This is a genomic window from Polaromonas sp. P1_F2, from assembly GCF_056405735.1.
Genome location: NZ_JBFUBN010000017.1, coordinates 41,801 through 55,364, shown reverse-complemented (window position 1 = coordinate 55,364; position 13,564 = coordinate 41,801). Strand labels below are relative to the sequence as shown.

Sequence of the window (13,564 nt, the reverse complement as noted above, 5' to 3'; positions counted from 1 at the left end):
GCTGATCATGCCCAGACCTTCCGTCGCATTGCTCTACCCAGGCGATCGCGCCATGCGGGATCGCGCGGATCCGGCGGAAAGCCGCTTTGCCGCCTTGTTCGACGCGTTTGCAAGCGCTGGCGTAACCGCCGTCCCGGCTGTGTACAACGATGCTTTTGCCGAGGAAGTGGAGGCGCAGTTGCGCGACTGCCGCCTTGTGCTGACCTGGTGCAACCCCATCGAAGGCGGACGAAGACGGGACGTCCTGGACGCCATGCTGCGGCGGATTGCCGACGCGGGGGTTGTGGTCAGCGCACACCCGGAGACCATCCTGAAGCTGGGAACCAAGGACGTTTTGTTCCACACGCGCGATCTCCCGTTCGGCAGCGACGTTTGCCGAATCGAAAGCCTCAAACAGCTCGAGGAGGAATTACCGGAACGACTCCGCCAGGGCCCACGGGTGCTCAAGCAATACCGGGGGCATAGCGGGATCGGTATCTGGCGAGTGGAACTGGCGGGCCCCATTGGCACGCCCGCGTGCCTGCGTGTGCGCCACGCCCAGCGTGGCAGCGACGAAGAGCTGATGGAGCTTCCGGCGCTCCTGGCAAGGCTGGCTCCGTACTTCGAGCCGGTGAATGGCGGGCACATGATCGACCAGGCATGGCAAGCGCGCTTGGTGGAAGGCATGGTGCGCGCCTACCTGGTGGAGGATCGCGTCGAGGGCTTCGGGCACCAGGCCGTGAACGCGCTCTACCCGGCCAAGCCTGGGGAGCCGGCACCGCCATCCGGCCCGAGGCTGTACCATGCCGCCGATTTGCCGCAGTTCCAGTTCTTGAAGGAACGGCTTGAGACCGAGTGGGTCGACTTGCTCCGCGCAAGAGTCGGTCTTTCGCGCGAGCAGCTTCCCTTCCTCTGGGATTGCGACTTCATGTTCGGTGAGCCCCTGGTCGATGGCTCTGAGCGCTATGTGCTTTGCGAGATTAACGTCAGCAGCGTAGCGCCGTTCCCGGACTCCGCAATCCAGCCACTGGTGTTGGCTGTGCAACGTCGTCTGGAGCAGATTTGATCGCTTCGCCGGTGGATGACCGGGGCCTGGGCGCGGTATGCTCAAGCCTTCGTGATGGAACCCTCAGCCGCCCACGCACCCCGGTCATCGATTCCACTCCTGGAACGCCTTTTCGGCGACTGGGTGCGCGAGGTCTCGCCCGCCACCGTGCGTGCAGACGCGATGGCCGGCCTGTTGGGCGCGGTGCTGGTGCTGCCGCAAGGCATCGCCTTCGCGACGCTGGCCGGCCTGCCGCCGGCCTACGGCCTTTACACCGCCGTGATTCCCTGCATCATCGCCGCGCTGTTCGGCTCCAGCCGGCACGTCATGTCGGGCCCCACCAACGCCAACTCACTGGCCCTGTTCGCCATGCTCTCGCCGCTGGCCATGGCCTTCAGCCCGCTCTACATCCAGCTCGCGCTGGCCGTCACTGTGATGGTCGGCGTCATGCAGTGGCTGATAGGCGCGCTGCGCCTGGGCGTGCTGGCCAACTTCATTTCTCCGGCCGTGCTTTTCGGTTTTACGTCCGGCGCCGCGCTGCTGATCGCCGTGCACGCGCTGCCCGACCTGCTGGGCCTGGCGCCCGCGCCCGAGCACAGTGCGGCGGCTGTGCTGGGGCATGTGCTCACGCACCTCGGCGCCGCCCAGCCGCTGGCGCTGGGCGTTGCCGCCATCACGCTGGCCGTGGCGCTGTTGCTGCGCCGCCTGCGCCGCAACTGGCCTTACATGCTGATCGGCCTGGTGGTGGCCACCGCGCTGGCCTGGGTTTGGAGCCGTTTCCTGCACCCGGAGGCCACGCCGTCGGCCTCGCTGCGCACTGTGGGGCAGATTCCCGTGCCCTGGCCGCGCTTTGAAGTGCCGCGCATCAGCTGGGCGCAGGCGGCCGACCTTGCCGGCCTGGCCTTCGCGCTGACCATCGTGGCGTTGGGCCAGGCGATTTCGATCGCCAAGACGGTGGCGCTGCGTTCGGGCCAGCGCATAGACGCCAACCGCGAATTCCGCGGCCAGGGACTGTCCAACATCGTCGGTGGTTTCTTCTCGAGCTATGTCTCCTGCGGCTCCATGAACCGCTCCATGCCCAACCTGGAAGCCGGCGCGCGCACGCCGCTGGCCTCGGTATTTTCGGCCCTGCTGCTGCTGGCGCTGGTGGCGGTCAGCGCGCCGCTGCTGGCAGAGATCCCGATGGCCGCTTTGGCGGCGTTGCTGGTGCTGGTGGCCTTCGCGCTGCTCGACGCCGCGCGCTGGCGCCAGCTGTTCACCTTGAGCCGCAGCGACTTCGGTGTGGCGCTGGCCACCGTGGCGGCCACGGTCACCATACGGCTGGAAATCGCGATCCTGCTGGGCATGATTTTGTCGCTGATGTCTTTCCTCTATCGCACGTCCAGGCCCGCGATGCGCAGCATGGGCTTTGACAGCCGGGGGCTGGATCGCCAGTTCGTGGTGATAGACAACTCGCCCGACGCGGGGCTGGAAGCCAAAAAAAATACGGGCCCTGACGGGCCCGAAGAAGCGCCACGCCAGGTGCTGCCGGAATGCCCACAACTGAAGCTCTTGCGCATGGAAGGCGAGGTTTACTTTGGCGCAACGCAGCACGTGGCCGACATCCTGCACGCGTTGCGCACCCAGCCGCAGCCGCAAAAACACCTGTTGGTCATGGGCAAGAGCATGAACTTCATCGACCTGGCCGGCGCCGAGCTGTGGGAGGCCGAACTCGCCGCGCGCCGCGCCATGGGCGGCGACCTGTACTTTCACCGGCCGCGGCCCGAAGTCATCCGCATGTGGCGCAAAACCGGTTTCACCAGCGTGCTCGGGCCTGAACACCAGTTCCCCGACAAGTTCACCGCGATCGCCACCATCTTCAACAAGCTGGACCCGGAAATTTGCCGGCGCTGCACGGCGCGGATATTCTGGGAATGCAAAACCGCGCCGAGCCCCGACACACCCGCCGCCTGAAATCCCATGCCCCAATTCGCCGCCAACCTCAGCTGGATGTACACCGAGCTTCCCGTGGCGCAGCGTTTTGCCGCGGCCGCGCGCGACGGCTTCACGGCCGTGGAAATCCTCTCGCCCTACGCCTGGGCGCCGCAGGAGCTCAAGGCCATCTTGCAGCGGCACGGCCAGCAGCTGGTGCTGTTCAACGCGCCGCCGGGCGGCGTGGATGTGGCCAGCATCGAGAAGGCCTGGGCCTCCGCGCAAAAAGGCACGGCCTGCCTGCCCGGCCATGAGGCCGAGTTTCGCGCCGGCATTGCCATCGCACTGGACTATGCACGGGCTCTGGGCTGCCCGCGCATCCACGTGATGGCCGGCGTGTTGCCCGCGGGCCTGGAACGCGAGGCTGTGCAGTCCACCTATGTGAACAACCTGCGCGAGGCGGCCGTGCTGGCCGCCAGGGTGGGTGTGGACCTGCTGATAGAACCCATCAACACACGCGACATTCCGCGCTTCTTTTTGAACCGGCAAGACCACGCGCACGAAATCATCCGCGAAGTGGGCGCGGCCAACGTCAAGGTGCAAATGGACCTTTACCACTGCCAGGTGGTGGAGGGTGACCTGGCCATGAAGCTGCGTAAATACCTGCCCACGGGCCAGGTCGGCCACCTGCAGATCGCGGGTGCGCCCGGCCGCAATGAGCCGGACGTCGGCGAAATCAACTATCCCTATCTGCTGGCGCTGATCGACGAGCTTGGCTACAGTGGCTGGGTCGGTTGCGAATACCGGCCGCTGCGCGGCGCCGAGGCCGGCGCTACACCGGACGGGCTGGGCTGGCTGAAAAAATTTCGCGAACGCGCCTGAGCGCGTTCGGCAGATTCAGCGCGCGCGGCGAAACGTCAGATTGATGCGCTGCCGGCACAGGCGCGCATGTTCGCCGTCGGCCAGTGGCGCCACGCCGTGATAGGCCAGCCGCGACGGGCCGCCCCACACGGCCACGTCGCCATGCTGCAGGCGGTAGCGCGCGGGCCTGTCGCCCCGGTTCAAGCCGCCGAACAGAAACACGGCCGGCAGGCCCAGTGACACGGAAACGATGGGCGCGTCCATCGTGCCCTCGTCCTTGTCCTGGTGCAGCGAAAGCCGCGCACCGGGTTCATAGCGGTTGATCAGGCAGGCGTCGGGATGGAAATTTTCAAAGCCAGCCTCCTCCGCGGCGCGCAACGCCAGTTCGGCAAAGCAAGTGGGCATGGCTGGCCAAGGCTTCCCGGAGAGCGGGTCCTTCGCGTCATAACGGTAGCCGCTGCGGTCGGACACCCAGCCCAGCGCGCCGCAATTGCTCATCGCGACCGACATGGTGTAGCCGCCCGGTGTGACCAGGTGGCGCAGCGGGGCGACCGCGATCACATCCTCCACGGCTTGCAGCAAGGCTTCATCTACATCAAGGACAAAACCGCGCAGCAACACCGCGCCCGGCGCGATCGCCTCGGGTGCGGCGTAGGGCGGCAGCACGTCATCAAAAAGCCCCAGGGTCAAACCATCTCCTTTGCGGCGCGCGCGGCAAGCTCACTGCGCGTCATGAAAAATAATCCCCAGCGTGTGCCGATGCCCGCTGCGCACGGTGCTCACACCATGCCGCATGTTGACCCGGTAAAAACCCCGGCTGCCCTGCACCGGCCGATGGTGTACGGCAAACACCACGGCATCGCCCTGCTTCAAGGGCACCACCTCGGGCCGCGACTGCATGCGCGGGCGCTGCTCGGTCAGCACAAACTCGCCGCCGCTGAAGTCTTCGCCCGGGCGCGACAGCAGCACCGCGATCTGGAGGGGAAACACATGCTCGCCGTACAGGTCCTGGTGCAGGCAGTTGTAGTCGCCGGGCCCGTATTGCAAGAGCAGCGGCGTGGGCCGCTGCTGGCCGGCTTCATGGCAGCGTGCCAGGAAATCGGCATGGTCGGCCGGATAGCGCACATCTATTCCCATGGCTTCGTTCCACGTGTTGGCTATACCGACCAGGCGTGGGTAAAGCGTGGCGCGCAGCCGCGCGACGATGTCCGGCAACGGGTAGCTGAAGTACTGGTATTCGCCCTGGCCGAAGCCGTGGCGCTGCATCACCACGCGGCTGCGGAAATGGCGCGCATCGGCATACAGCCCCGCCACGGTTTTGCATTCCCACGCACTCAACAGTTGCGGGAGCACGGCGTTGCCGCGGAGGTCCAGTGCGGCGGTGGTGGCCGCCCAGTCGTCCGTGTCGGCTGGCAAGAGAGAAAGTGTTCTGGAAAGGGGTGGCATGCAGCAGTCCGTGGGGCGATGGGGTGCCATCAACACCCTCAGGATAAATTCGGCGGCTCGCTTGCGCTCGCCGGAATCGGACATTTCATTCAGGCCGCCAACTCAGTCAAGATGGGGCAGTCGGGCCGGCTGTTGCCCTGGCAGCAGTGGGCCAGATGGCCCAGGGTCTGCTTCATGGCCTGCATCTCGGCGATGCGGCGCTCCAGGTCGGCCACATGGGCCAAGGCGATGCGCTTGACGTCCGCGCTGGCGCGGCGCTTGTTCTGCCACAGCTTGAGCAGTTCGGTGATCTCGGCCATGCTGAAGCCCAGCGCGCGGGCGCGGCGTATGAAGCGCAGCGTGTGCACCTCTTTCTCGCCGTACTGGCGGTAGCCCGCCTCGGTGCGGTGCACCGTGGGCAACAGCCCCAGCGACTCGTAGTGGCGGACCATCTTGGCCGACACGCCCGACCGCGCGGCGGCTTGGCCGATGTTGAGCGGGCCGATGTTAATGGCGTCAAGGGTGTCGGTGGCTTCAGTCATGGGTGTTTCCTTTCCAGCGGCGGAGCAGCAAGGCGTTCATCACCACGCTGGCGCTACTCAGCGCCATGGCGGCGCCGGCGATGACGGGGCTCAAAAACCCCAGCGCGGCCAGCGGGATGCCGACCACGTTGTAAACAAAAGCCCAGAACAGATTCTGGCGAATCTTGGCGTAAGTGCGGCGTGAAATATCAATGGCGTCGGCCACCAGGGAAGGGTCGCCGCGCATCAACGTGATGCCGGCCGCGTGCATGGCCACGTCGGTGCCGGTGGACATCGCGATGCCGACGTCGGCAGCCGCCAGCGCCGGCGCGTCGTTGATGCCGTCGCCGACCATGGCCACGCGCCCACCCTTTGACTGGATGCCGGCCTTGAGCTGCCCGATGATGGCGGCCTTGTTTTCCGGCAACACCTGGCTGTGCACGATGTCGATGCCGAGTTGCCGCGCCACGGTTTCGGCGCTGCCGCGGTTGTCGCCGGTCACCAGGGCGGTCTGTATGCCCAGCGCGTGCAGGCGGGCAATAGCAGGCCCTGCGCTGGTTTTGAGCGTGTCCCCGAAGGCCATCAATCCCAGCAAGCGGGGTGTTTTGCCGGCTTCGGCCAGCCACGAGACCGTGCGGCCCTGGGCTTCAAGCTCTTTGGCGCGCGCGTTCAGCGCCGCAAAAGTATTGAGGTCCAGTCCCAGCTCCTGCATGAAGCGCGGACTGCCTAGCCGCAGTTCGCGGCCGGCCACCACGGCAGCCATGCCGCGCCCGGCGACAGCCCGCAGCTGCGCGGCCGCGGGGATTTCAAGCTGTTGTTCCATCGCGCGCCGCGTCACCGCGCGGGCCAGCGGATGTTCGCTGCCTGACTGGATCGCTGCGGCCCAGGCCAGCAGTTCCTGGTCTGATATGCCGTGGGACTCAAGTGCCACCAGTTCGGGCTTGCCTTCGGTCAGCGTGCCGGTCTTGTCGAAGGCCACGACCTTGACGCTGTGCGCCACTTCCAGCGCCTCGGCATCCTTGATCAGGATGCCCTGGCGGGCGGCGGCGCCGGTGCCCACCATGATGGCGGTCGGTGTGGCCAGGCCCAACGCGCAAGGGCAGGCGATCACCAGCACCGCGACGGCGTTCAGGATGGCGGCTTCCCAGTCCTGGGTCGCCAGGCCCCAGCCCAGCAGGGTCACCAGGGCAATGCCTATGACCACCGGCACGAAGACGGCACTGACCTGGTCGACCAGCCGCTGGATCGGCGCTTTTTTGGCTTGCGCGGATTCCACCATGCGCACGATGCGGGCCAGCGTGGATTCCGCGCCGATGGCGGTGGTGCGGACCACGACCAAACCTTCGGCATTGACCGCCCCGCCGGTCACGCGGTCACCCGCGTGCTTGGCCACAGGCAGGCTTTCGCCGGTGATCAGCGATTCGTCGACCTGGGTGGCGCCTTCGACGACCTCGCCGTCCACCGCAATGTGCTCACCGGGGCGCACCACGACCAGGTCGCCGAGCTGTATCTCCTGCAGGGCGACGTCTTCATCTTTCCCGTCACGGCGTCGGCGCGCGGTGTCGGGTCGCAGCGCCTGCAGCGCGCGTATCGCGGCAGTGGTCTGGCGCTTGGCGCGTGTTTCCATCCACTTGCCCAGCAGCACCAGCGTGATGACGACGGCCGAGGCCTCGAAGTACAGGTGGGCCATGCCGTGGTCGCCATGGCGCAGCAACTGGTAGACGCTCAGGCCGTAGGCCGCCGAGGTGCCCAGGGCCACCAGCAGGTCCATATTGCCGGTGCGGGCGCGTAAGGCCTTCCAGCCGGCGCGGTAAAAGCGCGCGCCCAGCCAGAACTGCACCGGCGTGGCCAGCAGCCACTGCAGCCAGCCGTCGAGCATCCAGTCCTTGGCGAAGAGCGTGCCCACCATGGGCAAGGCCAGCGGCGCCGACAGGACGGCCGCCAGCGCGATGGGCCACCAGGGGGCGGCGGGTTTGTTCACGGCGCCTTCACCGACGGCCGGGATTTCCCGCGCCTGGTATCCAGCCCTGGCCACCGCCGCTATCAACGTGGGCAGCATGGCGGCGCTGCCGGCCACGCCGACTTCGGCGGTTTCAGTCGCCAGGTTGACGCTGGCCGAGAGCACGCCCGGCACCTGCCTGAGCGCTTTTTCCACGCGCGAGACGCAGGAAGCGCAGGTCATGCCGTCTATCCTGAGTTGCAGGGATTGCTCAGCCACGCTGTAGCCGGCTTTGGCGACGGCGGCCTTCAGCGTGTCCATGCCGACATCGGCGCGCGCCTTCACGCTGGCCTGTTCGGTCGCGAAATTGACGCTGACGTCCTGGACGCCGGGGACATCGGCCAGCGAGCGTTCCACACGCGCCACGCAGGAGGCGCAGCTCATGCCCTGGACGGGAAACTGCCACTCGGCCAGCGCGGCTGCGGCGGAAGGTGTTTTGAAGGAGGCGCTTGTGTTCATGGGGGCAGTCTGAACCTTACCACCATGGGAGGGTCAAGCCCGCAGGACAATAGCCACGGGCGCGGGGCGGATTTGGCCGGACTGGCTTGACCCTGCCCCCATGGGAAGGTTCAGACTGCTGTTCAAACCCTTTATTTCACAACCCAAGGAATCCTCGATGGAATTCACCATCCCCGCCATGAGCTGCGGCCACTGCGCCGGGGCCATCACCCAGGCCGTCAAGTCGCTGGACCCGGCCGCGCAGGTCCGCGTGGACCTGGCGGCCAAAAAAGTCGTGGTGCAGTCCTCGCAAGACCGGCCGGCCGTGGCGGCGGCGCTCGCCGAGGCGGGTTATCCCGCACAGTAAGTCACCTTGGGGACGACGGCGGTGGCGTTTGGGCCTCGATAGAATGGCCCTTCCTCCATCCTTCAAGCCGCCTAGTGTCCGACCGATTCGCCGTCCTTCCCCAATACCTGTTTCCCAAGCAGGCGCTGACTTCCTTTGCCGGTTTCGTGGCTTCGCGCGAGCGCGGCTGGGTCACCACGGAAATCATCCGCCGCTTTGTCGCCAAGTACCAGGTCAACATGGACGAGGCGCTCAATTCGGACATCGCCAGCTACCTCACCTTCAACGACTTCTTCACGCGCGCGCTCAAGCCCGGCGCGCGGCCGCTCGCCGCGGCCGAGCTGGTATCGCCGGTGGACGGCGCGATCAGCCAGTTCGGCGTGATCGAGAAGGACCAGATCTTCCAGGCCAAGGGCCACAGCTATTCAACCACCGCGCTGGTGGGCGGTGACGCGGCGCTGGCTGCGCACTACCAGGACGGCCACTTCGCCACCTTGTACCTGAGCCCGCGCGACTACCATCGCATTCACATGCCTTGTGACGGCCGGCTGGCGCGCATGGTGTATGTGCCGGGCGAGCTGTTTTCCGTCAATCCGGTCACCGCGCGCGGCGTGCCCGGGCTGTTCGCGCGCAACGAGCGCGTGGTCTGCGTCTTCGAATCGGCGCGCGGGCCTTTTGTGCTGGTGCTGGTCGGCGCGACGATTGTCGGCAGCATGGCCACGGTGTGGCACGGCGTGGTCAACCCGCCGCGCGGCAAGGTGGTGCGGCAATGGGACTATCCTGATGAGCCGACTTCCGCGATCCGCCTGAAGCAGGGCGAAGAAATGGGCCGCTTCCTGCTGGGCTCCACCGTCGTCATGCTGTTTCCCAAGGGGCCGCTGCGCTTCAACCCGGAGTGGACGCCCGGCCGCGAGGTGCGGCTCGGCGAGGCCATGGCTGTCTACAACTAGGCAGAGGGCGTAAAGCCCAGGCGGCTTAAAAACGCCATGGCCGCGGCCGGCGCCCTCTCCTTGGCGCCGTTGATGAAATACACAAACACGTCGCGCGGTTTGCCTTGCGATGGCGCGTCCTCCAGCATTGGCAGGTCGGCAGGCGCATCGCCTGTAGCCCATTGGCGCGCGCGCTCGGCCCAGGCATCCAGTGCACCTTCCTCATAGCCGGTCTCCAGCCCTGCTTCGCTCATCATCAGGCGGGCATAGGCGAAGTCGCCCGTGAGGTCGGCGAAGGACGGGAATTTGTCAGCGTCGGTAAATACCGTGGCGACCCTGTAACGGCGCGCCAACGCCAGGTAGTCGGGCGACATAAAGCTTTCGTGGCGCACGTCGACCACATGGCGCAGGGCCCGGCCGTCCACCTGCTTGGGCAGCAGCGCCAGGAAAGCCTCGAAATCCCCGGCCTCAAACACCTTGCCGGGCATGAATTGCCAGACGATGGGGCCCAGCTTGTCGCCCAGTTCGCTGATGCCGCTTTCGATGAACCGCTGGATGGACTCGCCGGCCTCGGCCAGCACGCGGCGGTTGGTCGCGTAGCGCGAGGCCTTGAGGGAGAACACGAAGCCGTCGGGGGTCTCGTCATGCCACTTTTTGAAACTGGCCGGCTTGAGCGTGCCGTAATAAGTGCCGTTGACCTCGATGGCGCTCAGCTGACGGCTCGCGTATTCGAGCTCGCGGCTGTGTGGCAGGCCTGGCGGGAAGAAGTTGCCGCGCCAGGGCTCAAAAGTCCAGCCGCCCACGCCCGCGCGGATGCGGGAATGGGCCGGCGCGGAAGGGCTTGCTGGGGTGCGGCTGGCTGGTGTCATGGCGGCTCCGTGGCGTGCTGGTCACTGGTTTGTTCTCCCGTCCAATCTCGTCCAGATCTCGTCCAGATGGGGGGAGAAATGCAGAAGTTATCTTTGCCCCCGCCGGCCGCGGGCGCTGTAGGTTGAATTCTCCAATTGCGGGTCTTCCCTTGGCCGGTGGCGCGGTCTGTGTCGGAAGCGTACAGTAGCATCTGCCGCAGCCAAAAGCTGCCCTGAAAAGCCGACAATTTCCCTCGGAGCCCTTCCATGAACGCCCCCCTGCACCGCGAAATCCCCGCCAGCATCCTCAACGCCGCCCAGGCCCTCTCCCAGGTGACCGCCCAGTGGGACGGCGACATCGTCAAACAGATCACCGATTACATCTCCATTCCCGCCAAGTCCCCCACCTTCGACAGCGACTGGGCGCAGCACGGTTTCATCGACACCGTCATGCGCAATGCGGCGGCCTGGGTCGAGGCGCAAAAGGTCGAAGGCCTCACACTGGAAGTCGTGCGCCTCGAAGGCCGCACCCCGGTGCTGTTTTTTGAGATCCCGGCCACGCGCGCCGACTCGACGCAAACCGTGCTGATGTACGGCCACCTCGACAAGCAGCCCGAATTCACCGGCTGGCGCAATGACCTGAGCCCCTGGGCGGCGAAGTACGAGGACGGCAAGCTCTACGGCCGCGGCGCCGCCGACGACGGCTACGCCGTCTACGCCAGCATCGCCGCAGTGCAGGCGCTCAAAGCCCAGAACGTGCCTCACCCGCGCATCGTCGGCCTGATCGAGACCTGCGAGGAAAGCGGCTCCTATGATCTGCTGCCCTATGTCAATGCGCTGCGCGAGCGTCTCGGCGAGGTCGCGCTGGTGGTCTGCCTGGACTCCGGCGCAGGCAATTACGACCAGCTGTGGCTGACCACCAGCCTGCGCGGCAACGCGGCCGGCGTGCTCAAGGTCGAAATCCTCACCGAAGGCGTGCACTCCGGCGACGCCAGCGGCCTGGTGCCCTCGAGCTTTCGCATCATGCGCCAGGTGCTGGACCGCCTTGAGGACAGCAAGACCGGGCGCTTGCTGCCGCAGAGCTTTCATTGCGAAATCCCGGCCGACCGCCTGGCCCAGGCGCAGGCCACCGCCAAAATCCTCGGCGAAGAAATCTACAAGCGCTTTCCATGGGCTCATTACGACTGCGAAGGCTCCAGCAGCTTCGCCTTGCCCACCACCACCGACCCGGTCGAAGCCCTGCTCAACCGCACCTGGCGCCCCACGCTGAGCGTGACCGGCGCCGAGGGCTTTCCGGCGCTCAAGGACGCCGGCAACGTGCTGCGGCCTTACACCGCCTTCAAGCTGTCGCTGCGTTTCCCGCCGCTGATCGACGCCGGCGCGGCGGTGCAGGAACTCAAGACGCTGCTGGAAGACAACGCGCCCTACCAGGCCAAAGTGACATTCGAAAGCAACGGCGGCGCGACCGGCTGGAATGCGCCCGGCACCGTGCCCTGGTTTGAGAACGCGCTCAACGACGCGTCGCAGAGCTTTTTCGGCGCGCCTTGCGGCACCATAGGCCAGGGCGGCACCATTCCGCTGATGAGCATGCTGAGCAAGGGCTTTCCCAAGGCGCAGATGATGGTCTGCGGCGTGCTGGGCCCGAAGAGCAATGCCCACGGACCCAACGAGTTCCTGAACGTGCCCTATGCCAAGAAGCTGACCGCCGCGGTCGCGCATGTGATGGCCCGCGTTCCCGGTTGACTCGGGTGCTCCCCCCTTCTTCCCCGCATCGCGGCCTTCCGCGCGCGCTTGCCCCAGGCCAGGCTTAAGCCGCCGCATGCATTCGACCATCCTAGCCCCCTTCACCGCCCGCGACGGCGAGAACCTGGCCCTGTACGAGTGGCCGCTGGACGCCTGGGCCGACGAAATGGGCCCGCACGCGCCGCCGCCGCGCGCCGTCGTGCTGCTGGTGCACGGACTGGGAGAACACGCCCTGCGCTACGACCATGTCGCGCGCCAATTGATGGAATGGGGTTTCGCCGTGCGCGCTTACGACCAGCGCGGCCACGGCGAGTCCGGCGGCGCGCGCGGCGTGCTGCCGCAAGACAGCACCTTGCTCGACGACCTGGCCGAAGTGGTCGATGACACGCGGCTGCGCTGCATGCGCATGCTGCGGGAATCCGCGGCGCCGGAATCCGCCCAGCTACCGATCGTGCTGCTGGGCCACAGCCTGGGCGGCCTGGTGGCCAGCCGTTTTGTCTCGCTGGGCATACGTCCCGTCGACGGCCTGGTGATGTCCTCGCCGGCACTGGATGCCGGCCTCGGCCCGCTGCAGAAGCTGCTGCTGGCCTTCATGCCGAAACTGGCGCCCAACCTGTGCGTGGGCAACGGCCTGGACCCGAACTACCTCTCGCACGACCCGGAGGTGGTCAGGAAATACGTCGCCGACAGGCTGGTGCACAACAGGATTTCGCCCCGGCTGGGCAAGTTCATCGCGACGGCCGGCCCGGCGACGATAGCCGCCGCCGCCCGCTGGCGCACGCCGACGCTGCTGATGTATGCGGGTGCGGACCGCCTCGTCGACCCGGCGGGCAGCCGTGCCTTTGCGGAAAGCGCCGCGAATTCACGGGACGTCATGCCCGGCACGGTGACCACGCGCTGTTTTGAGGGCCTCTACCACGAGATCTTCAACGAAACCGACTCGGCGCCGGTATTCGATAGGCTCAAATCCTGGCTGGACGCGCGCTTCTAGTCCTGAATATGAGGTCGGCTCCGGCCCCAAAAAAATCAGCGAGCCTGCTGCAGCAGGCCGCCCAGCATGCCCATCAGGTCTTCGCCGTTGCCCAAGCCTTGCGCGGGTGCCTGGCCTTCGGGCGTCAGGTGGTTGATGAGGCCCGGCAGCATCTGGGAAAGCTGGCTGGCGGCGTCACCGGGATCCACGCCCAGTCTGGCGGCGATGTCGGACACGGTGCCGGCGCCCAGCGCGCTGGTGACCTGGTCGCCCGAAACGGGCTGGTTGGGCCCGCCGCCTATCCATGACTGGATGGCGTCGCCCAGGCCGGCCTCTTCAAACTTGCTGACCAGGCCGCCCAAGCCGCCTTGCCCGCCGTTGTTGGCCAGCATGCCCGTGACGATCTGGATCAGCTGGGGATTGCTGGCCAGCATGCCGATGAGGCCGCCCAGGCCGCCGGCCGCGCCCGCCGAATCCTGCCGGCCGTTGCTATTGTTGAGGACGCTGCCCAGGACGGAATCGAGTAAACCCATGACGAACTCCCCAAGT

The 13,564-nt window shown here is 66.6% G+C and carries 13 protein-coding genes; 7 read left to right on the top strand and 6 right to left on the bottom strand.

All coding sequences use genetic code 11. The features are described 5' to 3' along the window. Positions 1-7 precede the first annotated feature (7 nt). From AC1D0O_RS23765 to otnI, 3 genes are read left to right on the top strand one after another with little or no spacing between them, the layout of a single operon-like run. Positions 8-1,045: a Cj0069 family protein gene (locus tag AC1D0O_RS23765; RefSeq protein ID WP_477655949.1), complete on the top strand. Its 1,038-nt coding sequence runs from the start codon at positions 8-10 to the stop codon at positions 1,043-1,045. Positions 1,046-1,099: 54 nt separating this feature from the next. After that, the gene (locus AC1D0O_RS23760; RefSeq protein ID WP_477655948.1) at positions 1,100-2,977 is read left to right on the top strand and encodes a SulP family inorganic anion transporter; all 1,878 of its coding nucleotides are present in this window, start codon (positions 1,100-1,102) and stop codon (positions 2,975-2,977) included. A gap of 6 nt (positions 2,978-2,983) precedes the next feature. Next, a complete protein-coding gene (gene otnI / locus AC1D0O_RS23755; RefSeq protein WP_477655947.1) occupies positions 2,984-3,817 on the top strand; it encodes a 2-oxo-tetronate isomerase in 834 nt (277 codons plus the stop codon). A gap of 15 nt (positions 3,818-3,832) precedes the next feature. Here otnI and alkB read toward each other — a convergent pair whose 3' ends face one another. The 4 genes from alkB to AC1D0O_RS23735 all read right to left on the bottom strand — a co-directional run bounded on the left by alkB (position 3,833) and on the right by AC1D0O_RS23735 (position 8,200). Further along, on the bottom strand, positions 3,833-4,486 hold the full coding sequence (gene alkB, locus AC1D0O_RS23750) for a DNA oxidative demethylase AlkB (protein ID WP_477655946.1): 654 nt from the start codon (positions 4,484-4,486) through the stop codon (positions 3,833-3,835). A gap of 30 nt (positions 4,487-4,516) precedes the next feature. Next, a complete protein-coding gene (locus tag AC1D0O_RS23745; RefSeq protein ID WP_477655945.1) occupies positions 4,517-5,242 on the bottom strand; it encodes a 2OG-Fe(II) oxygenase in 726 nt (241 codons plus the stop codon). An 89-nt stretch (positions 5,243-5,331) separates the two neighbouring features. Continuing rightward, positions 5,332-5,763: a Cu(I)-responsive transcriptional regulator gene (gene cueR / locus AC1D0O_RS23740; protein WP_477655944.1), complete on the bottom strand. Its 432-nt coding sequence runs from the start codon at positions 5,761-5,763 to the stop codon at positions 5,332-5,334. Next, positions 5,756-8,200, bottom strand: coding sequence for a heavy metal translocating P-type ATPase (locus AC1D0O_RS23735; RefSeq protein ID WP_477655943.1), 2,445 nt, complete (start codon positions 8,198-8,200; stop codon positions 5,756-5,758). The genes cueR and AC1D0O_RS23735 overlap by 8 nt, the downstream gene beginning before the upstream one ends. A gap of 100 nt (positions 8,201-8,300) precedes the next feature. Between AC1D0O_RS23735 and AC1D0O_RS23730 the strand changes: the two genes are divergently transcribed. Both AC1D0O_RS23730 and asd read left to right on the top strand, forming a co-directional pair. Next, entirely contained in the window at positions 8,301-8,546 is a 246-nt protein-coding gene (locus AC1D0O_RS23730) for a heavy-metal-associated domain-containing protein (RefSeq protein WP_477655942.1), read from the top strand. Between the two features lie 74 nt (positions 8,547-8,620). Further along, a complete protein-coding gene (gene asd, locus AC1D0O_RS23725; protein WP_477655941.1) occupies positions 8,621-9,475 on the top strand; it encodes an archaetidylserine decarboxylase in 855 nt (284 codons plus the stop codon). Here the strand turns inward: asd and AC1D0O_RS23720 are convergent. Then, on the bottom strand, positions 9,472-10,323 hold the full coding sequence (locus AC1D0O_RS23720; protein ID WP_477655940.1) for a DUF72 domain-containing protein: 852 nt from the start codon (positions 10,321-10,323) through the stop codon (positions 9,472-9,474). The genes asd and AC1D0O_RS23720 overlap by 4 nt on opposite strands. A 246-nt stretch (positions 10,324-10,569) precedes the next feature. Here AC1D0O_RS23720 and AC1D0O_RS23715 point away from each other — a divergent pair, with 246 nt between their 5' ends. Continuing rightward, entirely contained in the window at positions 10,570-12,045 is a 1,476-nt protein-coding gene (locus AC1D0O_RS23715) for a M20 family metallopeptidase (protein ID WP_477655939.1), read from the top strand. Positions 12,046-12,121: 76 nt separating this feature from the next. After that, positions 12,122-13,036, top strand: a complete 915-nt coding sequence (locus AC1D0O_RS23710) for a lysophospholipase (protein WP_477655938.1) — start codon at positions 12,122-12,124, stop codon at positions 13,034-13,036. Between the two features lie 35 nt (positions 13,037-13,071). Here AC1D0O_RS23710 and AC1D0O_RS23705 read toward each other — a convergent pair whose 3' ends face one another. Beyond that, a complete protein-coding gene (locus AC1D0O_RS23705; protein ID WP_477655937.1) occupies positions 13,072-13,548 on the bottom strand; it encodes a YidB family protein in 477 nt (158 codons plus the stop codon). Between the last annotated feature and the right edge of the window lie 16 nt (positions 13,549-13,564).

Bases quoted from the DNA above. Each gene is read 5' to 3' on its own strand.
- cueR (WP_477655944.1), bottom strand. From the start codon at position 5,763: ATGACTGAAGCCACCGACACCCTTGACGCCATTAACATCGGCCCGCTC.
- AC1D0O_RS23765 (WP_477655949.1), top strand. From the start codon at position 8: ATGCCCAGACCTTCCGTCGCATTGCTCTACCCAGGCGATCGCGCCATG.
- AC1D0O_RS23710 (WP_477655938.1), top strand. From the start codon at position 12,122: ATGCATTCGACCATCCTAGCCCCCTTCACCGCCCGCGACGGCGAGAAC.
- AC1D0O_RS23735 (WP_477655943.1), bottom strand. From the start codon at position 8,200: ATGAACACAAGCGCCTCCTTCAAAACACCTTCCGCCGCAGCCGCGCTG.
- AC1D0O_RS23760 (WP_477655948.1), top strand. From the start codon at position 1,100: ATGGAACCCTCAGCCGCCCACGCACCCCGGTCATCGATTCCACTCCTG.
- AC1D0O_RS23715 (WP_477655939.1), top strand. From the start codon at position 10,570: ATGAACGCCCCCCTGCACCGCGAAATCCCCGCCAGCATCCTCAACGCC.
- AC1D0O_RS23720 (WP_477655940.1), bottom strand. From the start codon at position 10,323: ATGACACCAGCCAGCCGCACCCCAGCAAGCCCTTCCGCGCCGGCCCAT.
- AC1D0O_RS23730 (WP_477655942.1), top strand. From the start codon at position 8,301: ATGGGAAGGTTCAGACTGCTGTTCAAACCCTTTATTTCACAACCCAAG.
- AC1D0O_RS23745 (WP_477655945.1), bottom strand. From the start codon at position 5,242: ATGCCACCCCTTTCCAGAACACTTTCTCTCTTGCCAGCCGACACGGAC.
- AC1D0O_RS23705 (WP_477655937.1), bottom strand. From the start codon at position 13,548: ATGGGTTTACTCGATTCCGTCCTGGGCAGCGTCCTCAACAATAGCAAC.
- otnI (WP_477655947.1), top strand. From the start codon at position 2,984: ATGCCCCAATTCGCCGCCAACCTCAGCTGGATGTACACCGAGCTTCCC.